We start from the raw sequence: 21,165 nt of genomic DNA, 5'->3' as shown, positions 1-21,165 counted from the left end.
AGCGCCTCTCTGGCGGGCATCGCTCGGTTGCAGCGGCGCATAAAAAACGGGCGGCGGATGAACCGTCGCCCGTTTCAATCAGATCAAGCGCAAGCCTCAGGCTTCCACCAGCGCCTCACGCACCGCTTCGTCGCAGCGCCCGCAGACGCCGGGATACTCATGCCGCCCGACATCCGGCAGCACCTTCCAGCAGCGCTCGCATTTGGCGCCCTCGGCTTTCTCAAACACCACCGCCACGCCTTGGGTCTCGGGCATGCGGAAGGCCTCTGCCGGGGCCGGATCGCCGGTCACGGTGATGTCGGAGGTGATCGCGACATCCTCGAAAGACACGCTTTCGAGCGCCTCGCGCTGCGCTGCATCATCGACATGGACCACGGGCGCGGCCTCAAGCGAAGCGCCGATCACCTTCTCGGTCCGCTGCACCTCGAGCGCCGCCGTCACCACACGCCGCGCGGCGCGGACCTTGGCCCATTTCGCCGCCAGTTCGGGGTTCAGCCAAGCCTCGGGTGTCTCGGGCATATCCACCAGATGCACCGAAGATGCGTCGCCCGGGAAGCGCTCCAGCCAGACCTCTTCCATGGTAAAGACCAGCACCGGCGCCAGCCATGTGGTCAGACGGTGGAACAGGATATCCAGCACCGTCCGCGCGGCGCGGCGGCGCTGAGTATCGCCGTCACAATAGAGCGCATCCTTGCGGATATCGAAGTAGAAGGCCGAAAGATCGACCGTGGCAAAGGTAAAGACCGCCTGAAACACGCCTTGGAAGTCGAACCGCGCGAAACCGTCGCGCACCACCTTGTCGAGTTCCGCCACCCGATGCAGCACCCAACGCTCCAGTTCCGGCATTTCGGCGGGATCAACCCGATCCGCCTCGCTGAAATCGCTCAGCGCGCCCAGCATGTAGCGCATAGTGTTGCGCAAGCGGCGATAGCTGTCGGCCACGCCTTTCAGGATCTCATCCCCGATCCGCTGGTCGGCGGTATAATCGGTCTGCGCCACCCAGAGCCGCAGGATATCGGCGCCATATTGCTGCACGATCTTCTCGGGCACGATGGTATTGCCGATGGACTTGGACATCTTCATGCCCTTGGCGTCCAGCGTGAAGCCATGGGTCACGACATTGCGGTAGGGCGCACGGCCCGTGGTGCCGACGGATTGCAACAGCGAGGAGTGGAACCAGCCACGGTGCTGATCGGTACCCTCCATATAGACATCGGCGATGCCGTCCTCGGTCCCGTCCTCGCGGTCGCGCAGGGTGAAGGCATGGGTCGAGCCACTGTCGAACCACACGTCGAGAATGTCGGTCACCTGATCGAATTCCGCCGGGTCGACGATGCCCTGAAGGAACCGCTCCTTGGCGCCTTCAGCATACCAGGCATCCGCGCCTTCGGCCTCGAAAGCCTCGACGATACGCTGGTTCACCTCTTCGTTGCGCAGCAGGAAGTTTTCATCCGTCGGCGCCACGCCCTTGCGCACGAAGCAGGTCAGCGGCACGCCCCAAGCACGCTGGCGGCTCAGCACCCAGTCGGGGCGCGCCTCCATCATCGAATGCAGGCGGTTGCGGCCCGACTTCGGCACCCAGTTGACCTTGTCGATGCAGGTCAGCGCGCGCTCGCGGATGGTCTTGCCGTTCTGGTCCAGCCCGTCGCCGACCTCCTTGTCGATGGCGGCGAACCACTGCGGCGTGTTGCGGTAGATCACCGGCGCCTTGGAGCGCCAGGAGTGCGGATAGCTGTGCTTGATCTTGCCGCGCGCCAGCAGCCCGCCGACCTCGACGAGCTTGTCGATGATGGCGCTGTTGGCGTTGCCCTCCTTGCCGTTGGGCTTGAGGATCGCCTTGCCGCCGAAGAAGGGCAGATCATCGCGGAAACGGCCGTCTTCCATGACGTTATAGGTGATCACCTGCGGCAGCATGCCGAGGTCGCGGTAAAGCTCATATTCCTCCAGACCATGCGATGGCGCGCAATGGACAAAGCCGGTGCCCTCGTCCGAGGTCACGAAGTCGGCGGCACGGAAATCGCGCAGATCGTCCCATTCGCCCTCCGCGCCCTCGGCCCCGGCCAGCGGGTGCTGGAGCGAGATGTTGGCGAGCTCGTCATTGGTCACGCCGCGCACCCGCCGCCACATGCCATCCTCAAGCCGCGCCCGTCCCAGCACATCCGCCGCCAGATCGTCGGCCAGCAGATAGCGATCACCGACATTGGCCCAGCATTCCTCCGGTGTCGCGGTCACCTCATAGAGGCCGTAGGAGATGCCCTCGCCATAAACCACGGCCTTGTTCGACGGCATGGTCCAGGGCGTTGTGGTCCAGATCACGACCTTCGCACCGTCGAGGTCACTTTCCGTGCCGACGACGTTGAACTTCACCCAGACGGTGTGGCTTTCCTTGTCGTGATACTCGACCTCGGCCTCGGCCAGCGCAGTCTTTTCCACCGGCGACCACATCACGGGCTTGGAGCCTTGATAGAGCGTGCCGTTCATCAGGAACTTCATGAATTCCTCGGCGATGACCCGCTCGGCGTGGAAATCCATCGTCAGATAGGGGTTTTCCCAATTGCCGGTGATGCCGAGGCGCTTGAACTCCTCGCGCTGCACATCGACCCATTTGGCGGCAAAGTCGCGGCATTCGGCGCGAAATTCGTTGATCGGCACCTGATCCTTGTCGCGGCCCTTCTTGCGGTACTGCTCTTCGATCTTCCACTCGATCGGCAGGCCGTGGCAGTCCCAGCCGGGGATGTAGCGCGCGTCATAGCCCATCATCTGGTGGGAACGCACGATCATGTCCTTGATCGTCTTGTTCAGCGCGTGGCCGATGTGCAGGTTGCCGTTGGCATAGGGCGGGCCGTCATGCAGCGTGAAAGGCTCCCGCCCCTCCTTTTCGCGCAGCCGGTCATAGACGCCGATCTTCTGCCAGCGGTCCAGCCAGCCGGGCTCGCGTTTGGGCAGTCCGGCGCGCATGGGGAAATCGGTCTTGGGCAGGTTCAGCGTGGCTTTATAGTCGGGGGTCTCGGCGCACATGGGGGGCGTCCTTCAGGCATATGGGGGGTTATTCACTCTGGTTCGGTGCGAGCGGCTCAAACACCTCGGCCCGGCGTCTCAATGGATCAGAGCGCCGGGGATATAATTCGAATAATGAGCGCGGTGAGGCGTGTCATGGGCCCGCTTATAAACAGCCCCCCCTGCCCCGACAAGCCCCCCGGCAGGCGGGCGGCCCAGGGGCCGTCTGACCGCGCGCGGCCGCGCAGGCCGCCGTAAAACCGCCCCGGAACCCGTTTAACATTTTTTAAGCCTCTCCCCCGCACTCTTGAATTAGTCGGTTAAAACAGCATGATGCGCGGCATTACTTGACGACTTAAAGCGCGGCCCCCGACATTATGGAAATCGCGACTATATTGATGGGTGGAAAGGCCTGAACGTGGAAATCGAACAACGCCCCTCTCCAGATGCGACCGTCAAGCCTGCGGGCATGGTCAATCACCTTAGCGCGGCACAATGGGAAATGCTCGTACCCCTGCTGGCCGTGCAGGGTGAATATGCGGCGGGCGATGTTGTCAGCCTCCGCGGTGATCTGTTGGACCACAGCCTGCTGCTGCTCGACGGTCTGGTGGCCCGCAGCGTGCCCCATGGGCAGGGCGCGCGCAGCACCGTGGTGGCCTTGCAATTTCCCGGCGAATTTGTCGATCTCCATGCCTTCCCGCTCAAGCGTCTGGACCATGATGTGGTGTCGCTCACCGCCTCTCGGGTGGGCAAGATCAGCCATGACGCCCTGCAAGGTCTGCTGAATGGCAATGTCGAACTTGCGCGCAAGCTCTGGTTGATGACCTTGGTCGATGCGTCGATCCACCGGCATTGGGTGATGCGCAACAGCGCGATGCGGGCCTTGGCGCGGGTGGCGAATTTCCTCTGTGAATATGACGCCCGGATGACCGCCGCCTTCGCCGAAGAGCGGGACATCCTGCCGTTTTCGCTCCGGCAGGCCGATATCGCAGATGCCACCGGGCTGACCTCGGTGCATGTCAGCCGCACCCTGCGCGATCTGCGCGAGCATGGCTGTTGCACCGTGGCGGGCGGCAAGCTGACGATCCATGACCGCAAAGCCCTGTTCAAGATGGGCAATTTTGACGGGGCCTATCTCTATATGCCTGAGCCGGCCCTTTAGCCTGCCGCAGCGCTCGCCCGCGGCTGCGCTTCCACGCGGAAGGCAAAATCGGGGTAGGTTCTCTGCGCCAACTGGCTGTGACGCGCGGCAACGGCACGACGATAGAGCGTCTCGAACCTTGTCACCATGTGATCCGCGTCAAACAGGCGCTCAACCCGCGCCCGGGGGCGCGCCGGCGGGATGGTCAGCGCCTGTTTAAGCGCCTGCGCCAAAGCCTCGGCGGTATCGTCGCAGGCAATCACCCCGGCCTCTCCGATCACCTCCTCCACCGCGCCATGGGGGGTTGCGGCCACCGGCAGCCCGGTCGCCATTGCCTCCACCGCGGCGAGGCCGAAAGGCTCCTCCCACTGCGGGGTGAAAAGCGCGACCGAGGCGCGGCCATAGGCATCGGCCAGCGCAGCGGTGTCCAAATGCCCGCCATAGTCGACCGCCCCATGGAGATGCGGTTTCACCGCCTCTTCGAAATAGTCCCGATGTTCGATCGCGCCATAGATGCGCAGCGGCACGCCCGCCAATTGCGCCGCCTCGGCGGCCAGATGGGTGCCTTTGGTGGGGGTGATCCGACCGGCCCAGACGGCGCTGCCGTCCCCCACGCCGCCCTGCCGCCAATGGGCGAGGTCGATGCCATTGTGGACGACATGGGCCGTGGCGGGCGCCCCTTCGGGATACCAGATGCCGCGCTGGCGCTCGGACACGACGGTGGTCAAATGCCAAGGCGCGCTGCCATCGGTGACCGCGCGGCGCAGAACCTTGAAGGGGGGGATATGCAAAGAGGTCACCATCGGCACCCGTCTGGCGCGGGACAGCCGGGGCAGGAAACGGTGCAGCGCATTGTTGTGCACCACGTCAAACCGGCCTTCGAGCAGCAGCCGGGCCGCGCGGGCATAGCATTCATCAAGGTGGTCATTCAGCACCTCGGTGCCGTGATACTCGTGCCAAGGATAGCGGGCATCATAATGCGCCTCGCAAATAGGCAGCAGCGTCACCCCCGGCGGCAGCCCCGCTGCACTATCGCCACTGGCCAACAGGGTCACCTCATGCCCTCGCGCCGCCAGCATCCGCGCCAGCGCATGGGTAAAGGCCTCCATCCCCCCTTTGAACGGCGCTGCGATGGGATGGCGGATATGGCCGACAATGGCGATGCGCAGGGTCATTCCGCCGCGATCCTTTCCTCGCCCCGCAGATAGCGCAGCACCCGCGCCGTATTGGCATAGGGCTGGTCCGACTGCTGCTCGCAGAGGGCGAAATCCTCGGCATCCGGTTCGCGCAATTGCACCAGCGCGTCGCCATCCGTGTCGACAAGCCCCATCAGGCGAAAGGCGGTCAGCCAGTGGTTCATCGTGCGGTGGCCCCATTTCTCGGCAAAGATCTCGGTATTGCGCAGGATCGACGGGATATGATGGATCGGCGGCATGCAATGGGGGTGATGCTGGTGAAACACCTTCGCGCCCTTGGCCCAGTGGATCGGCACGGCGCGTTCGTCCAGGTTGCGGCCAAAATCCGTGTCTTCGCCACCATAGCCGGTGAAACGCTCATCAAAGCCGCCCGAACGGTTCCAATCATCGCGGTGAATGGCAAAGTTCAGCGACCAGAAGCAGCGGTAGTCATTGCAACGTTTCAACCCTTCGGCGGGTGGCCCCTGACGGTCCGAATGGCGCACCGCCACGGCCTCAAGCTCGGGGTAGGTCCAGCCGTCGGTCGCGGTGCCGGCGGGGAGGTAATTGACCTCGCCCATGATCAACCCGTTTCCGGGGAGGGCATAGCCCACGTAATCCTCGATCAGGTCCGGCGCAGGGATGCAATCGACGTCGAGAAAGACCAGACAGGCGCCACACGCCTCCTCTGCCACGGTGTTGCGCGCCCGTGAAAGGGGCAATTCGCTGCCCCTGACCTGCACCTGCCGGATCGGGAAATCCGTCTGCGGCAGATCGCTGTAAAGCCTGTCCTGCATCACCCCGATGACCAGTTCATCCGGCTGCCGGGTCTGGCGGGTCAGCCCAAGGATCACATTGCGCAGATGCGCGTCCCGCCCGCGGGCGAGCGTCAGGGCGCTGACCTTGGTTTCTTCAGGCGCGGATGGGGTGAACGACGTCATTTAAATCTCCTGTTTTATGCGTTGTTTTGGAAAGCAGCTTTTGGGTTAAACCCGCCAGCCAAAGGGCAGTTCCTGCCGCGGCCTCTTCGTCGACCAAGGCGCGTTGGCGCAGCGGATCATGGCGGGCAAAGGTCTCCGCCATCGCCGCGCGCCACTGGCCTGCCGAGGCCGGAAAGCGGGGCAGATGATGCGCCGCACCCGCGCGGTCGAGGGCGCGGGCTTTCTCGACCTGCTCATCGAAATAGCGCCATTCCGGCACCGCGAGCCAAGGGCTCTCGGCGGCGAGGATCTGGTGACAGGTGGTATTGCCGGTCGAGGCCACAACCATATCGGCGGCGGCGAGGTAATCGGCGGCGTTCTCGACCCAGCCGTGATGTTGCAGGTTCGCAGGCTCCGTCGCGTGCCAATCCCGCGCCATCTGCCCGATGGTGATGAAAGCGGTTTCCGGCATCGCCCGCGCGGCAATTCCAAAGGGCGCCGAGGCAAAGCCCGTGCCACCGCCGCCCGACATCACGACGACCAGCCGCTGATCGGCGGGCACGCCAAGCGCCGCCCGCGCGGCCGCGCGCCGGCTCGCATCGGGGCGCTGCACATCCACCCCCAGACCGCCTGCGAAATGGGTTTTCGCCAAATGCCGCTCCGGCCAATCCGGCTGGGCCAAGGCCCGCGCCGCCGGACAGAGCAGCCCCACCGCCCCGTCATAGGCCGCCTGATGCCCCGGATCGTCGCGCAGCCCATGTTGCAAGACTTTGACATGCGGCACCGAGCAGAGCCGCGCCAGCTGCGCCACTTCCGCCGAGACGTCGCTGATCATCAGGACCGGGTTCGCGCTGTCGAACCAAGCGGCGAGCCGGGCCATGGCGCGGCGGATGCCGGGCCAGCCCAATGGCGCGCAATGCACCGTTTCGGGGGCGGCGGTGTGGTCGTTGATATCCTCCTCCCCCGTGGCTTCGAAAAGCGAGGGCAAGGCGATCACCTCAACCGGGCGCGTGAAGGCGGGAAACATATCGGGCCGGGCAGAAAACACCGTCACCGGCTGCGCGGCGGGCAAGGCATTCACCACCGCGGCACAACGTTCCGCATGGCCCCGCCCCTGATGATGCACGAAATATCCGATCGGCCGGGTCATTGCGCGACCAGCTTGCTGTCGGCGTCTATGGCGTTTCGGGCAAAGCCAAAGGTCTCCAACCCTTCCAGCACCCCCGCCGCATGCGCCGCCCGCGCGTGATAAAGCCGGGTGCCCCTGAGCCGTTCGCGCATCCCGTCCATCGCATTGCCAACCAGAATGCCACGCCCGGGGCCGGCCTCGACCGCCTGCAACATGTCAAAGTCATTGCCACTGTCGCCCGCAACCACCACCTGATCCATCGGCACGGCCAAGCGTTTCGCAACCGCGCAGACCGCCGGCCCCTTGCCCGCCGCCACCGGCAGCACGTCAATCATCCGCCCATGGGACGCGATGATCTGGGCCACCACGCCCCGGCGGTCCAAATGCCGCTGCAGCCGCCGCACGGTCCGGGCCGTGCCAAAGCCGCTCAGCTTCCAGCGCCGCTGTTCGATCGCGGGCTGCCAGTCGAAGCCGAAGTCCTGCAGCGCCCGCAACACATGGCTCCGGCGCCATGAGGCGTCGAGCTTGCGGGCAAAGGCCATATCGAAACAGAGGCGCCCCTCGGCATCCGGCAGATAAATCTCGGTCCCTACCGAGGTGATAAAGACCTCCGGCATCGGCAGGTCCCAATCGCGCAGGACACGGCGCGCTTCGGGCAAGGACCGCCCCGTCGCCACCGCGAAAAGCGGCGCATCGCGCGTGACCCAGCCGCGAAACAGCCCGGCAGAGGGGACACAGCCGGTGAGCGTGTTGTCGATGTCACTGGCCAGCATCACCGGCGCGCGGCGGGTTGGCTGGGGGCGCTGGATTTCCTGACAGATCAGCTGCACCTGCGCGGCCCATTGCGACCAATCATAGCGCGCCACATGCGCCTTGCCGGCCCGGGCGGCGTCCTTCCAGAGCGCGGGGTCATCCAGCAAGCGCAGGACCGCCGCCTCAATCGCGGGTTCATCGCGCGGCGGCACGCAGATGCCATGGCCAAGGTCAGCGACGATATCCGCCGGGCCACCCTCCTGCGTTGCCACCACCGGCACCCCATGGGAGGCGGCCTCCAGCATGGTCAGGCCAAAGGGTTCATGCAGGGCAAGGTTCACGAATATCCCGCCGCTCTGCGCCGCACCTTCGTAGAGCGCGGCCACATCGGCCTGCGTATGCTGCGGCGGCAGCGCCACTTTGCCGCGCAGGTTTTCGCCCCCGAGCAGACGGCGCAACTGGTCCAATTCCCGCCGCGCCTCGGCATTGGCTTGCAACGGATCGCCATGCTGCCCGGCCAAGATCACAAGGTTCGCCCGCGCCTGCAGCTCGAGGCTCTTCGCATAGACCCGCGCCAGCGTTGACAGGTTCTTGCGCGCCACCGGACGGGCCACGGCCAGCAGCATCGGGCGGTCAGGATCGCTCAGCCTATCGGCCAGCAAAGCCCGTCCCGCGCCCTGCGTGGCCGGACGCCGCAGCGAGACCCCCGGCGAGACCCGGTGCACCCGCGCCTGCGCGTCATCGCCATAGGCAGCAACCTGATGTTCGGCCTCATCGCGCGAGGAGAGCACCACCGCATCCGCCTGCGTCAAGGCGCGGCGCTCGGCCGCCACGCGCTGTTCGTCCACCACTGCGCAGGATTTGCTCAAGGCCAGGGAATGCGGCGTATAGATCACCGGAATGCCGAAACGCGCCCGCGCCGCCAGCGCCAGTTCCGCCGCATCCGCGAAATGCGCATGGAGCACATCCGGCTTGCGCGCCGTCGCCGCAAGATCGGCCAGAAAGGCTTCGGTCAAAGCGGGGATTTCAGCAGCGAGGTTCTCCTTGCTCAGATAGCCCCGCTGCGCCGTCCAAAGGCGGCGGATCGACAACCCGCGACCGACCTGCTGATCGGTCTGCGCATAGACCGACCCCAAAGAGGCGTCTTCAAAAGCGCGGGTAACGATCTGCACCTTCTTCACGTCACTGCGCGCCGCCTGCGCGCGGGCCGCGCCAAGGATATAGGCAATATGGCCGCCGGTATCTTCCGTCACCCCATAGTTGACATTCGGAGCTGTCAGACAGCCCCCCAGAGCGATGTGGCAAATGAACATGAAACGGGTCTCCTTACGGTGGGGAAGCCCCGTTCGGGCCGGATACGTTCCGATAACAAATGTTAACGCCCAGAAGGGTGGAAGCCGCGCCAAACCACGCTAGGTCTTTTGCGATCCCTGCCCCAAGCCCTGCGAAGAATTGCCCAGATGACCAACCCAAAGAGGCCGCCGCGCTATCTGTTTATTGGCGGATTGCATCGCTCGGGAACGTCGCTGGTTAATCGCCTGGCCAATGCCCTGCCCGGCGCGGGCGGCATCACCGGTTCCGCCGCGCCCGAGAATGAGGGGGTCTATCTGCAAGGGGCCATCGCCCATACCGCCCAGTCGGGCCGGCCCATGCATTTCGCCACCAACCCGGCAGAGCATCTGACCGAAACACACCTGCTGAACAGCCTCGAAACCCGGCAAAGGCTTGAGCATGATTGGGCGCCTTGGTTCGCGCCCGACCTGCGCTGGCGGATCGAGAAATCCCCGGTCAATCTGACGCGCATGCGGCTGATGCAGCAGCTTTTTCCCATGGCCCAGTTTATCGTGGTGCTGCGCCACCCCGAAGCGGTCGCGGCCTCCGTGGCCTCATGGGTCGAGGCCCCCGCGCCGGCGCTCATTGACCATTGGCTGGCGGCACAGGCGCAATTGGCGCAAGACCTGCCCTATCTTCATGCGGTGATGATCCTGCGCTACGAAGACATTGTCGCAGACCCATCGCAGGCCCTGCGCCGCATCGCAGCCTTTCTCGACCTGCCCGAAGCCCCGCCCCCCGAAGCGGTGGCGGATGGCAACCTGCCCTATCACGGCGCCACGCCCCTGACCGAGGCGCAGGCCGCTCTGGCGCGGGAATGGGGCTATCTGCCGGGGCTGGCGGTTGCCCCATGGCAGGGGCTGGTCCAGCATCCCCTGCGGGCCATTCGCGAGGCTGCCGCCGTCTAGCGGCTCACTCTTTCCCGAAAACCCCGGTCAGGGCGCGCTTGATGATCCCGCGCACGCCGGGGCGTTTCTCACGAGCAAAGGGCAAGGGCCGGCAAACCTCAATCGCCGCCACCCCGACCCTTGCGGTGAGCGCCCCGTTCACCAGCCCTTCGCCAAAGCGGCGGCTGAGTTTCGCGACGAGGGAGCCGCCCAAAAGCGGCTCGATCAGATCATCGCCCACCGCGACAGCCCCCGTCGCCACCAGATGCGACAGCACCGCGCGGGTCAGCCGCCAAGAGCCGAAAAAGCCCGAGCGCCCGCCGTAGATTTCCGCAATCCGCCGGATCATCCGCAGATTGCTGCTCAGCGCAGCAGCCACATCGGCCAGGGCCAGCGGCACCAGCGCCGTGACCGCCGCAACCTGCCGGGCTGCGACCTCGACCTCGCGGGTGGCGGCCCGGTCCAGAGGCGCCAGCACTTCGCGTTCGGCCAATCCGATCAGGGCTTCCGCATCAAACTGATCGCCGCGCAGCTCGGCCAACCTGTCGCGCCCCCAGCGGGTGTCCTCGCGGTGTTTGTAAAGCATCTCCAGCCGGTCGGTCACGCTGCGCGCGGCGGCCAGGTCGCCCTGCGCCAGCGCTTCGCCGGCGTCATGGCGCAGCCCGTCCAGCCGCGCCAACCGGCCAAAGGCGGCCAATTCGCGCAGACAAAGCAGCGCCAGCACCAGCAAAAACGCCCCCAGCAGCAGGGTCATGGCCCAGCCGAGCAGCGGATAGCGCCCCATCAGATCGGTCACGAATGTCCATGCCGCGATCGATACCAGCGCGGTGATCAGCGCCCCGGCCAGCGCCCAGAACAGACGCAGCAGTTTCGACGGTTTGCGCGCCGCCAATTGCGCCGCGATCTGCATCGCCTGACCCTTGGGCGGAGGGGTTTCAAGCTCCATATCCGGCACCGGCTGCGCCTCTGCGACCGAGGGCTGCGGTTTGCTGTCGTCTTCGAGATCGAACAGGATCGGTCCTCGGGCCATCACGCGGCCTCCCTTTGCCAATGCAATGTCAGGTCCGGCAGCCCTTCGTCATTGCCGCTGCCGTCGCTCTGAGCCGTCGTTGAAAACCCATGCCGCTGGTAAAAGGCAATGGCGGGGGCATTGGCCTGAAAGGTCCAGCAGGTCAGCGCCGGGCGTGTCGCCTTGAGCCGCTCCAACAGGGCCGAGCCGACCCCCTGGCCCCGGGCCTGCTCTGCCACATAAAGCGCGTCCAGATCCCGGCCCGCGCAGGCGGCGAAACCCGCGATCTGACCGTCCTGTTCGGCCACCGTGACCCAGCCCCGCGCGATCATCGCATCGGCATGGGCAATGTCTTCGGCGGCACTATGGATGCGCGGCAACCATTTGGTATCGCGGGCAAAGTCGGTCATGATCTCTCCCACCGCCCCGGCGTCCAGCGGCTGCGCCGCGCGCAGGGTGGCGGGCCGTGTCCGCACCGCGCTCATAGCCGGTCCCCGATCAGAAATTCCGCCGCCCGGTCGAGCCGGATATGCGGCGGCCCGTCACCGGGGCGCAGGTCCAGCACCCCCGGGGCAAAGCGCATGATCTGGTAGTCCGCCCCCAGCCATTCCTGCGCGCCCTGCCGCGCGGGCGTCAGCAGATGCGCCGGGTCGTCGGGCAGTTCCCCGGGGTAGAAAGCCGCCTGCCGCCCGCGGGTGTCATCCGCGTTCAGCAAGGTGCCGCGCACCACGTCAAGCTGCTCCCCGCCATGGGTCATCACGTCTTCGGTCGTGGCGCGCAGGCTGGCAATGGCCATGGCCCGCGTGCCCGCGCCGGCATATTGCGCCCGGTCGCGCGCCTCGCGGATCAGCGCCTGCATGATGCCGCTGAGCCGCGGATGCTGGCTGTGGTGCAAATGGTCGGATTTGGTGGCGGCAAAGAGGATTTTCTCGACCCGCTTGCCGCGCAGCAGGGTGGTGAGAAAATTATTCGTCCCCGGGCGGAACGCGCCCAGAATATCGGCCATGGCACCGCGCAGGTCTTCCACCGCGCGCGGCCCCTGGTGGATCGCGCCAAGCGCATCGACCAGCACCACCTGCCGGTCAATGCGCGAGAAATGATCGCGGAAAAAGGGCTGCACCACCTGTTTCTTATAGGCCTCGAACCGCCGCGCCATCTCGCGGATCAGCGATTTGCGCGGCGCGCCGTCCGAGCCGGGCAACGGCGCGAAGGTCAGCACCGGCGAGCCGGCAAGGTCTCCGGTCAGCAGGAACCGGCCCGGCGTGCAGTCGGAATAGCCGTTCTTGCGGGCGGTTTGCAGATAGGCGGCAAAGCTGTCGGCGAGCTTGCGGGCGGTGGTCTCGTCAAGTTCCGCATGGGGGTCGGTTTGCTCGGCCAAGGCCCGGTAGCCCGCCGCCTCTTCACGGCTTGCGATGCGTTCGATCACCTGCGCGGACCAGTCGGCATAGCTCAGATCCAGCAGTGCCAGATCAAGCAGCCATTCGCCGGGGTAATCCACGATATCAAGATGCAGCGTGCGCGGCCCCTGCAACCCGGCCAGCAGCCCATTGGGCCGCACCTTGAGCGAGAGCCGCAGTTCCGAGATCGCCCGCGTGCTTTCCGGCCAATGCGGGGTCTTGCCGGTCAGCGCGGCGAGGTGGTTCTCATAGTCGAAACGCGGCACGGTATCATCGGGCTGGGGCTGCAAGAACGCCGCCTCGATCCGCCCTTCCGAGGCCGCGAGCAGCCCCGGCATCCGCCCCCGATCCAGCAGATTGGCAACCAGCGAGGTGATGAAAACCGTCTTGCCCGACCGCGCGAGCCCGGTGACGCCGAGCCGGATGACCGGCTCGAAAAACGTCTCGCCCACCGTGTCGGTGACATTCTCAAACTGCCGCCAGATGCCGTCGGCAATGCCCGTAATACCCAAAGCTGCGCCCTACTCTTTATCTTTGCCGCTAACATAGGGCTGGCGGGCGGGGATTGCCAGAAGCGCCCGCCCGCGCTAAGGCCCGGTTCATGCCCAGATATGCCCTGAAAATCGAATACCACGGCGCGCCTTTTAACGGCTGGCAGCGCCAAGTTGACCAGCCCACAGTGCAGGGCGCGATCGAGGCCGCTCTGGCGCGGCTGGAGCCCGGCGCGCATACCATCGCCGCCGCCGGTCGCACCGATACCGGGGTGCATGGTCTGGGCCAGGTGGCGCATTGTGACATGACGCGGGATTGGTCGCCCTTTCGCTTGGGCGAGGCGCTGAATTACCATCTCAAACCGCAGCCCATCGCGATCACCGACTGTGTGCTGGCGCCCGAGGATTTCCACGCGCGTTTCTCGGCCCGCGAGCGGCGCTACCATTTTCGCATCCTGAGCCGCCGCGCCCCGGCGGTGCATCAGGCGGGGCTGGTGTGGCAGATCAAACATCCGCTGGATGTAGAGGCAATGCAGGCCGCGGCGGATCTATTGGTCGGGCAGCATGATTTCACCACCTTCCGCTCGACCATCTGTCAGGCCGAAAGCCCGGTCAAGACGCTGGACCGGCTGGATGTCACCAAGGTCGAGACCGCGGGCGGGGTGGAGTATCACTTCGACGTGCGCGCGCGGTCCTTCCTGCACAATCAGGTGCGCAGTTTTGTCGGGTCGCTGGAGCGTGTGGGGGCGGGTTCTTGGAACCTGGCAGATATGGCGGCAGCGCTGGCGGCGCGGGATCGGGCCGCTTGCGGACCGGTGTGCCCGCCGCAGGGGTTGTATCTGGCCGGGGTGACCTATCCGGTGGACCCATTTGCCAAGACGTGACGAGGGCCATTGCCAGCCCGCGGGGCGGCGATCCAGACCTTAATTCCTGCCACTTTATGCTGCGGCCACGGGCGCTCTTACGGCAGCGGATTCCACGTCCCGTGGAACTTGCCTTCACCTTCCGTCCGCTCAAACCCATGCGCGCCAAAGAAATCCCGCTGCGCCTGGATCATATTCGCCGTGCCCCGCGCCCGGCGCATGCTGTCATACCACGCCAGCGCCGCCGAAAGCGCTGGCAGGGCCACCCCCAAAAGCGCCCCTGCCGCCACCACCCGGCGCAGCGCCGGGATGCTCTCTTCCAGACGTTTGCGCATGGCGGGGGCGAGGATCAGGTGACCGCCGGGCAGCTCGCCGCGAAAGGCATCGGCAAACTCGTCCAAGAGCGCCGAGCGGATGATACAGCCCGCGCGCCAGATCTCGGAAATCCGCGCGAGGTCGAGCCCCCAGTCAAATTCGGCGGAGGCCGCCGTGAGAATACGAAACCCCTGCGCATGGCCGATAATCCGCCCGGCCAGCAGCGCCTGCTCCAGATCCCCCGACTCTGGCAAAGGCGCATCCTGCACACCTTCGGGCAAGAGCGGCGCGGCCATCATCCGCACGGATTTCTCGCTCGACCAGCCCCGCGCGCCGACGGCGGCCTCGATCGTATTGGCCGACTGGCCCATCTTGAGCGCTTCGATCAGGGTCCAGCGGCCGGTGCCTTTCTGCCCGGCCTGATCGCGGATCACATCGACCATCGGCGCGCCGGTCTGTTTATCGACCGACAAGAGCGCCGCAGCGGAAACCTCGATCAAATAGGAACTGAGCGGCCCTTTCTGCCAGTCGGCAAAGAGGTTGCCGATCTCGACAGCCCCCTGCCCGCCGGCATCCCGCAGCAGCCCATAGACCTCGGCAATCATCTGCATATCGGCATATTCGATGCCATTATGCACCGTTTTCACGAAATGCCCCGCCCCATCGGGGCCAAGATGCGCAACACAGGGCGCGCCGTTGAACCGCGCGGCAATCGCCTCGGCCATCGGTTGGAACTGCTGCCAGGAATGCTCGCTGCCGCCAACCATCATCGAGGGGCCGTTGCGCGCGCCCGCCTCCCCGCCCGAGACGCCCATGCCGACGAAATGCAGCCCCGTGCCTTCAAGCTCGGCGCTGCGGCGGCGGGTGTCGTGAAAATCGGCGTTGCCACCGTCGATGATTGTGTCGCCCGTCCCCAACAGGGGTTTGATCGCCTCGATCATCGCATCGACCGGCGCGCCGGAGGGGATCATGAAGAGGATGCTGCGCGGCGGGGTGATCGCGGCGACGAAATCCTCAAGCCGCTCGGCCCCGGTCAGCCGCGCGGCCAGCGGGCCTGCTTCGGCAAGAAATGGCGCAATCCACTCGGCCTCGCGGTTGCTGACGGCGACGTTGAATCCCCTGTCTGCAAGGTTGAGCGCCAGCGCCGATCCCATGGTGCCGAGCCCGTAAACGCCGATGTCCGCCCTGCCCGTTTCTGCCGTTTCTGTCTTGGCCTGCGTGCCATGTGTCATATCAACCATGCCTCATCTCTTGCCGGGTCACACCGTCACCGCTTCCGACGTGCAGCGCAACAGTTTGATTTGCGTCGGGAAATACTATATAATGCAAGCATAACAAGAAAAACACCCGACCGAGGCTTAGTTAGTTCATGAATCATGTTTTTAAACGTGCATGGCAGGACATGGTTCTGCCGATCTTCAAACGCCCCAAGCGGGTGCAAGTGGCCGCCCTGTGTTACCGCGACACGGAGGCGGGCAAGAAGGTGCTGCTGATCACCAGCCGCGACACAGGGCGCTGGATCATGCCCAAGGGCTGGCCCATCGACGGGCTTGATGGTGCGGGTGCCGCCTTGCAAGAGGCTTGGGAAGAGGCCGGGGTGACCAAGGCCGACATCGAGACCGAGCCGATGGGGATCTTTGAATATGACAAAGGCCTGGGCGAAGGGCTGACCGTGCCGGTCACGACACAGGTCTATCTGACCCGCGTCCGCGATCTGAGCGAAGACTACCCGGATGCGAGCATGCGCAAGCGGGCGTGGTTCACGCCGCAGGAAGCCGCCGAATTGGTGGATGAGCCTGATCTCAAGGCCATTCTCAGCGCCTTTGGCTAAGCCGGAACCGCAGGCCGCGCCCCTCTGGCCTGCCGTTTATCGCAGGTTTTCCGCCGCACCAACCTCAGGTTGACCCGAGGGCGCATTGGCCGTTTTGCGACAGAACAGCTTGCGCCAAAGGCATCGTTATGCCACCTCAAGTCGGTACAAAGCGACCTTTTGAGGGATCACGACAGCATGGCGAATGAACCGCAAGGCAGCCAGTGGAAGACACTGGACAAAGACCTTAACCGTATTTCACAGGTCGAATTGGCCGCCACCTATGTTGCCCGCCCGCTTGTCGGTCCGGGCATTGCGCTGGCCTTTATCGTGGTGGCCGGGGCGGTCGCGGCGGTGTTCTTTGGCCAGACCCCTTCAAGCTATGTCGTCATCGCGGCGGCTGTTTTCGGCGCCTATATGGCGGTGAACATCGGCGCCAATGACGTGGCCAACAACATGGGGCCGGCGGTGGGTGCCAATGCGCTGACCATGGGCGGCGCCATTGTCATCGCGGCGCTATGCGAATCCGCAGGTGCGTTGCTGGCGGGGGGCGATGTGGTCTCGACCATCTCCAAAGGCATCATCGACCCGGCCAGTGTGGCGGACAACCGCATCTTCATCTGGGCCATGATGGCCGCGCTCATTTCCTCGGCGCTTTGGGTGAACCTTGCCACATGGGTCGGCGCGCCGGTCTCGACCACCCATTCCGTCGTGGGCGGCGTCATGGGGGCCGGCATCGCCGCGGCGGGCTTTGGCGTGGTGAACTGGAGCTCAATGAGCATGATCGCCGCCAGCTGGGTGATCTCCCCCGTCTTGGGCGGCGCCGTGGCGGCGATGTTCCTCGCCTTCATCAAGGCGCGCATCATCTATCAGGACGACAAGATCGCCGCCGCGCGCACATGGGTGCCGGTGCTGGTGGGGATCATGGCCGGGGTCTTTGCCGCCTATCTGGCGCTGAAAGGTCTGAAAAAGATCATCGCCATCGACATGCCCATGGCGCTGATCATCGGTCTTGTGGTGGGTCTGGTGACCTATGCCATCTCGGCCCCGCTGATCCGGCAAAAGTCGGAAGGCATGGAGAACCGCAACCGCTCGGTCAAGATCCTCTTTGGCCTGCCGCTGGTGCTGTCGGCGGCGCTGTTGAGCTTTGCGCATGGGGCGAATGACGTGGCCAATGCGGTCGGCCCGCTGGCGGCCATCGTCCATGCCAGCGAATTTGGCGGCTTTGAGGATAAGGTGAATATCCCGACCTGGGTGATGATCATCGGCGCTTTCGGCATCTCCTTTGGCCTGTTCCTCTTTGGCCCGAAACTGATCCGCATGGTGGGCAGCCAGATCACCAAGCTGAACCCGATGCGCGCCTATTGTGTGGCGCTCTCGGCGGCGATCACGGTGATCGTGGCCTCTTGGCTGGGCCTGCCTGTCTCCTCCACCCATATCGCCGTGGGCGGGGTCTTTGGCGTCGGCTTTTACCGCGAATGGCATATGGAACGGCGGCTGCGTCAGATCGGCGGCAAAAGCGGCGAGGTCAAGCGCATCGCGGTCGAAGAACGCCGCCGCCGCAAGCTGGTGCGCCGCTCGCATTTCATGACCATCGTCGCGGCCTGGGTGATCACCGTGCCTGCCGCTGCGCTGCTGTCGGGCATCGTCTTCTGGGTGCTGAATACGCTGGTGAACTGAGAGAAGGCGCTGCGGCGCCTTTTCTTTTGTCTAGCGCTGCCCTGCCGCGATCTCTGCGCGCAGGGCGGTGACCGGCAGATGCGGCAGTCCTTCACCCGCAAGTTCGGCCCAGCCCATCACCCGCAGCACCATATCCGTGACCGGGGTCGCCCGGCCCAAAGCCTGCCCCATCCGCTGCACCTCCCCCTGTAGCGCGTCGATCTCCGTCGGGCGGCGGGCGGCGAGGTCTTGCGCCATCGGTCGATGCGCCTGCGGATCAATCTCCAGCATCCGCGCGGCGAGGCGCGTGAACAGGGGCGTCGGCATGCGCAGCCCCATGGGCATCAGGCGCGGCGGCAGCGGGGTGGTGAGCTTTGCCTCGATCCCCCCGGCCCGCAACACGGCATGGGCTTCGGCCCATTGATCGGCCATCAGGCGGCGCCAGTCGCGGTCGCAAAGCTGCCTTCGCAGCGGCAGCCCGCTCAGGGCGTTCAAGGCGCTCAGCTGGTCGCTCAGGAACTTGCCCCATTGCAGCGCCTCGATATCCCCCCGTGCAACGGTGGTCAGCCCCGGCACGCTCAGCGGGTCGATCAGATCAATCGGCCCCCGCTCGATCAGCAGATCGCCCCCGCTGGCCCGGTGATAGCCGCCCTGCCCCAGCGGCATAATATCAAAGGGCACCAGCCCCGCACGCAGGTCGACCCCCGGCAACGCATCTGCCAGCAGGGCGCGATTGTCGACGCCATCCTGCAAGCTGACCACCGGCGTGCCCGGCGCGGCATGCTGCGCGATCTGCGCAGCCATGGCGGCGGTATCGCGCGACCTAACGGTGACCAACAGGATGTCGGCATGGCGCAGGCAGGCCGGATCGCCGGTAAGCGTCACATCATCGGGGGACAGATAGGCGGCCATCCCGCCAAAGTCGGTCAGGGTCAGCCCATGGGTGCGGATCTCGGCCTGAATGCGCGGGCGGGCCAGCAGGGTCACCCGCTTGCCCGCCGCGGCCAGCAGGCCGCCGATGAAACATCCAACCGCCCCCGCGCCGGCGACAACGATACGGGGGCCGGCGCTCACGTTCCGAGACACCAGCGCATGACCGCCTTTTGTGCGTGCAACCGGTTCTCGGCCTCGTCAAAGATCACCGAATGTGGCCCATCCATCACGCTCGACGTCGCCTCATCGTCACGGTGAGCAGGCAGGCAATGCATGAAAAGCGCGTCGGACTTGGCACGGCCCATCAGCGCGTCGTTCACCTGATAGCCGCGCAATTGGTTGTGCCGGCGTTCGCGGGCGGATTGCGGGTCATGCATGCTGACCCAAGTGTCGGTCACCACCAGATCAGCGCCCTCCACCGCCTTCAGCGGGTCGCGTTCAATGCTGTAAAGCCCCTTGAGCGCCGGTTCCGGGTCAAGCGGCTCGGGGCCGGTGAAGATCAGATCGAAATCGAACTGTTTGGCGGCATGGGCGAAGCTGGCAAAGACGTTGTTGCCATCGCCCGACCAGACCACCTTGCGCCCTTTGATCGGGCCGCGATGTTCCTCAAAGGTCTGAATATCCGCCATGATCTGGCAGGGATGGGTGCGGTTGGTCAGCCCGTTGATCACCGGCACGGTGGCATGTTCGGCCATTTCCAGAAGCGTGGCTTCTTCAAAGGTGCGGATCATGATCATATCGACATAGCGCGACAGCACGCGGGCGGTGTCGGCGATGGTCTCGCCATGGCCCAGCTGCATGTCGGCGCCCGAGAGCACCATGGTCTGCCCGCCCATCTGGCGCACGCCCACGTCAAAGGACACACGCGTCCGGGTCGAGGGTTTTTCAAAGATCAGCGCGACCATATGATCTTTCAGCGGCTGCTCATCATCCGGCGCGCCTTTCGGACGGCCCTGGCGCGCGGTTTTCATCGCGATGGCGCTGTCGATGATCTGCCGCAGCGCGGCCGGGTCGGTTTCATGGATGTCGAGGAAATCGTTCATCAGGATGTCTCTGTCTTGCGGGCGCCGAGCCGATTGGCCCCAAACCCAAGGAATATCTGGGTTGGAAATTATGCCGGGGTAAGGCTGCGAGCGACGGCATCAAGGCGGCGCAGCGCCTCTGCGATTTCGTCGTCACTGATGGTCAGCGGCGGCAGCAGGCGGATCACATTGTCGGCGGCGGGGACGGTAATCAGCGCCGCGTCATAGCCCGCCGCCACGACATCCGCGTTCGCGACCTTGCACCTGAGGCCGAGCATCAGCCCGGCGCCACGTACTTCTTCAAAGACTGCGGGATGTTCCGCCACCAGCCCTTCGAGACGCTGGCGCATCAGGCTGGCTTTGCGGTTCACCTCGGCCAGGAAACCCTCTTCGGCCACGATATCGAGCACCGCCGAGCCCACCGCGCAGCCCAGCGGGTTGCCGCCATAGGTCGAGCCATGCGAACCTGCGGTCATCGCCGCTGCCGCGTCTTCGGTGGCCAGCACCGCGCCCAGCGGGAAGCCCCCGCCGATGCCCTTGGCGACCATCATGATATCGGGCGTGACCCCCGCCCATTCATGGGCAAAGAGCCGCCCGGTCCGGCCCACGCCGCATTGCACCTCGTCGAGGATCAGCAGCAGCCCGTGTTCGTCGCAAAGCGTGCGCATCTGCTGCAATTCTGCGTCGGGAATGCTGCGAATGCCGCCCTCGCCCTGCACCGGCTCCACCATGATCGCGGCGGTCTTGTCGGTGATCGCGGCCTTTAGCGCCGCGCTGTCCCCTAGGTCGAGATGGACAAACCCCGGCAGCAGCGGGCCGAAGCCCTTGGTCATCTTCTCGGACCCCGCCGCCGCGATCCCGGCAGAGGAACGGCCGTGGAAAGAGCCGGAGAAGGTAATAATCTCAACCCGCTCGGGCTGGCCCTTGTCGTGAAAATGCTTGCGCGCCATTTTCACGGCCAATTCGCAGGCCTCGGTGCCGGAATTGCAGAAAAACACCGTGTCGGCAAAGGTCTCGGCCACCAGCCGGTCGGCCAGCGCCTCTTGCTGCGGGATGTGGTAAAGGTTCGAGGTATGCCACAGCGCCTGCGCCTGATCGGTCAGTGCCTTGACCAGCGCCGGATGCGCATGGCCAAGCGCATTCACCGCGATCCCCGCCCCGAGGTCGAGAAAACGTCGCCCATCCGCTTCGATCAGCCATGTGCCTTCGCCTTTGACAAAGCTCATCGGGGCACGGTTGTAGGTCGGCAAAACGGAAGCGATCATTTTCTTGTCCTTGAAAGAGGGCCTTGTCACGCCGGTAAAAGGGCATGGGGTCGGCGCCGGGTCAATG

General features: G+C 65.2%; 17 protein-coding genes. 5 read left to right on the top strand and 12 right to left on the bottom strand.

The window, feature by feature from the left end:
• Window positions 1–96: 96 nt before the first annotated feature.
• Window positions 97–3,018 (bottom strand): isoleucine--tRNA ligase, encoded by a 2,922-nt coding sequence (gene ileS / locus AB4M76_RS06630; RefSeq protein WP_368441016.1) that lies wholly within the window; start codon window positions 3,016–3,018, stop codon window positions 97–99.
• Window positions 3,019–3,415: 397 nt separating this feature from the next.
• Here ileS and AB4M76_RS06625 point away from each other — a divergent pair, with 397 nt between their 5' ends.
• On the top strand, window positions 3,416–4,159 hold the full coding sequence (locus AB4M76_RS06625) for a Crp/Fnr family transcriptional regulator (protein ID WP_368441015.1): 744 nt from the start codon (window positions 3,416–3,418) through the stop codon (window positions 4,157–4,159).
• Here the strand turns inward: AB4M76_RS06625 and AB4M76_RS06620 are convergent.
• Genes AB4M76_RS06620 through AB4M76_RS06605 form a run of 4 tightly spaced genes read right to left on the bottom strand, consistent with a single transcriptional unit; the run spans window position 4,156 to window position 9,428 of the window.
• Window positions 4,156–5,313 carry a glycosyltransferase gene (locus AB4M76_RS06620; RefSeq protein WP_368441014.1) on the bottom strand — a complete coding sequence of 386 codons (1,158 nt, stop codon included), beginning with the start codon at window positions 5,311–5,313 and terminating at the stop codon, window positions 4,156–4,158. The two genes, AB4M76_RS06625 and AB4M76_RS06620, sit on opposite strands and share 4 nt — an antisense overlap.
• Window positions 5,310–6,254 (bottom strand): glycosyltransferase family 2 protein, encoded by a 945-nt coding sequence (locus tag AB4M76_RS06615; protein WP_368441013.1) that lies wholly within the window; start codon window positions 6,252–6,254, stop codon window positions 5,310–5,312. Before AB4M76_RS06615 ends, AB4M76_RS06620 begins: the two co-directional genes overlap by 4 nt.
• Window positions 6,226–7,383 carry a hypothetical protein gene (locus AB4M76_RS06610; RefSeq protein ID WP_368441012.1) on the bottom strand — a complete coding sequence of 386 codons (1,158 nt, stop codon included), beginning with the start codon at window positions 7,381–7,383 and terminating at the stop codon, window positions 6,226–6,228. The genes AB4M76_RS06615 and AB4M76_RS06610 overlap by 29 nt, the downstream gene beginning before the upstream one ends.
• The gene (locus AB4M76_RS06605) at window positions 7,380–9,428 is read right to left on the bottom strand and encodes an HAD family hydrolase (protein WP_368441011.1); all 2,049 of its coding nucleotides are present in this window, start codon (window positions 9,426–9,428) and stop codon (window positions 7,380–7,382) included. The genes AB4M76_RS06610 and AB4M76_RS06605 overlap by 4 nt, the downstream gene beginning before the upstream one ends.
• A 147-nt stretch (window positions 9,429–9,575) precedes the next feature.
• Here AB4M76_RS06605 and AB4M76_RS06600 point away from each other — a divergent pair, with 147 nt between their 5' ends.
• Complete coding sequence (locus AB4M76_RS06600) at window positions 9,576–10,355, top strand: sulfotransferase (protein ID WP_368441010.1); 780 nt, start codon at window positions 9,576–9,578, stop codon at window positions 10,353–10,355.
• Window positions 10,356–10,359: 4 nt separating this feature from the next.
• Here the strand turns inward: AB4M76_RS06600 and AB4M76_RS06595 are convergent, their stop codons facing one another.
• The 3 genes from AB4M76_RS06595 to AB4M76_RS06585 are packed head-to-tail and all read right to left on the bottom strand — an operon-like array spanning window position 10,360 to window position 13,252.
• A complete protein-coding gene (locus AB4M76_RS06595) occupies window positions 10,360–11,364 on the bottom strand; it encodes a YcjF family protein (RefSeq protein WP_368441009.1) in 1,005 nt (334 codons plus the stop codon).
• Window positions 11,364–11,828 (bottom strand): N-acetyltransferase family protein, encoded by a 465-nt coding sequence (locus tag AB4M76_RS06590; protein WP_368441008.1) that lies wholly within the window; start codon window positions 11,826–11,828, stop codon window positions 11,364–11,366. Before AB4M76_RS06590 ends, AB4M76_RS06595 begins: the two co-directional genes overlap by 1 nt.
• Window positions 11,825–13,252: a YcjX family protein gene (locus AB4M76_RS06585; protein ID WP_368441007.1), complete on the bottom strand. Its 1,428-nt coding sequence runs from the start codon at window positions 13,250–13,252 to the stop codon at window positions 11,825–11,827. The genes AB4M76_RS06590 and AB4M76_RS06585 overlap by 4 nt, the downstream gene beginning before the upstream one ends.
• Before the next feature lie 89 nt (window positions 13,253–13,341).
• On the opposite strand from AB4M76_RS06585, the gene truA reads away from it, so the two are divergent.
• On the top strand, window positions 13,342–14,115 hold the full coding sequence (gene truA / locus AB4M76_RS06580; protein ID WP_368441006.1) for a tRNA pseudouridine(38-40) synthase TruA: 774 nt from the start codon (window positions 13,342–13,344) through the stop codon (window positions 14,113–14,115).
• Window positions 14,116–14,192: 77 nt separating this feature from the next.
• Here truA and gndA read toward each other — a convergent pair whose 3' ends face one another.
• The gene (gene gndA / locus AB4M76_RS06575; protein WP_368442388.1) at window positions 14,193–15,641 is read right to left on the bottom strand and encodes an NADP-dependent phosphogluconate dehydrogenase; all 1,449 of its coding nucleotides are present in this window, start codon (window positions 15,639–15,641) and stop codon (window positions 14,193–14,195) included.
• A gap of 137 nt (window positions 15,642–15,778) precedes the next feature.
• Between gndA and AB4M76_RS06570 the strand changes: the two genes are divergently transcribed.
• Both AB4M76_RS06570 and AB4M76_RS06565 read left to right on the top strand, forming a co-directional pair.
• On the top strand, window positions 15,779–16,240 hold the full coding sequence (locus tag AB4M76_RS06570; protein WP_368441005.1) for an NUDIX hydrolase: 462 nt from the start codon (window positions 15,779–15,781) through the stop codon (window positions 16,238–16,240).
• Window positions 16,241–16,417: 177 nt separating this feature from the next.
• Window positions 16,418–17,899, top strand: coding sequence for an inorganic phosphate transporter (locus tag AB4M76_RS06565; protein WP_368441004.1), 1,482 nt, complete (start codon window positions 16,418–16,420; stop codon window positions 17,897–17,899).
• A 30-nt stretch (window positions 17,900–17,929) separates the two neighbouring features.
• Here AB4M76_RS06565 and AB4M76_RS06560 read toward each other — a convergent pair whose 3' ends face one another.
• The 3 genes from AB4M76_RS06560 to AB4M76_RS06550 form a co-directional block, all read right to left on the bottom strand.
• Window positions 17,930–18,952, bottom strand: a complete 1,023-nt coding sequence (locus tag AB4M76_RS06560) for a 2-dehydropantoate 2-reductase (protein WP_368441003.1) — start codon at window positions 18,950–18,952, stop codon at window positions 17,930–17,932.
• Window positions 18,949–19,854: an ornithine carbamoyltransferase gene (gene argF / locus AB4M76_RS06555; RefSeq protein ID WP_368441002.1), complete on the bottom strand. Its 906-nt coding sequence runs from the start codon at window positions 19,852–19,854 to the stop codon at window positions 18,949–18,951. Before argF ends, AB4M76_RS06560 begins: the two co-directional genes overlap by 4 nt.
• Window positions 19,855–19,922: 68 nt before the next feature.
• Complete coding sequence (locus AB4M76_RS06550; protein ID WP_368441001.1) at window positions 19,923–21,098, bottom strand: aspartate aminotransferase family protein; 1,176 nt, start codon at window positions 21,096–21,098, stop codon at window positions 19,923–19,925.
• Window positions 21,099–21,165: the final 67 nt, after the last annotated feature.

The sequence above is a fragment of the Sulfitobacter sp. PS-8MA genome (assembly GCF_040933935.1).
In the GTDB taxonomy this organism is placed as follows: domain Bacteria; phylum Pseudomonadota; class Alphaproteobacteria; order Rhodobacterales; family Rhodobacteraceae; genus Sulfitobacter.
The sequence above is the reverse complement of the archived record's forward strand: the minus strand, read 5'-3'. Positions and strand labels throughout refer to the sequence as shown.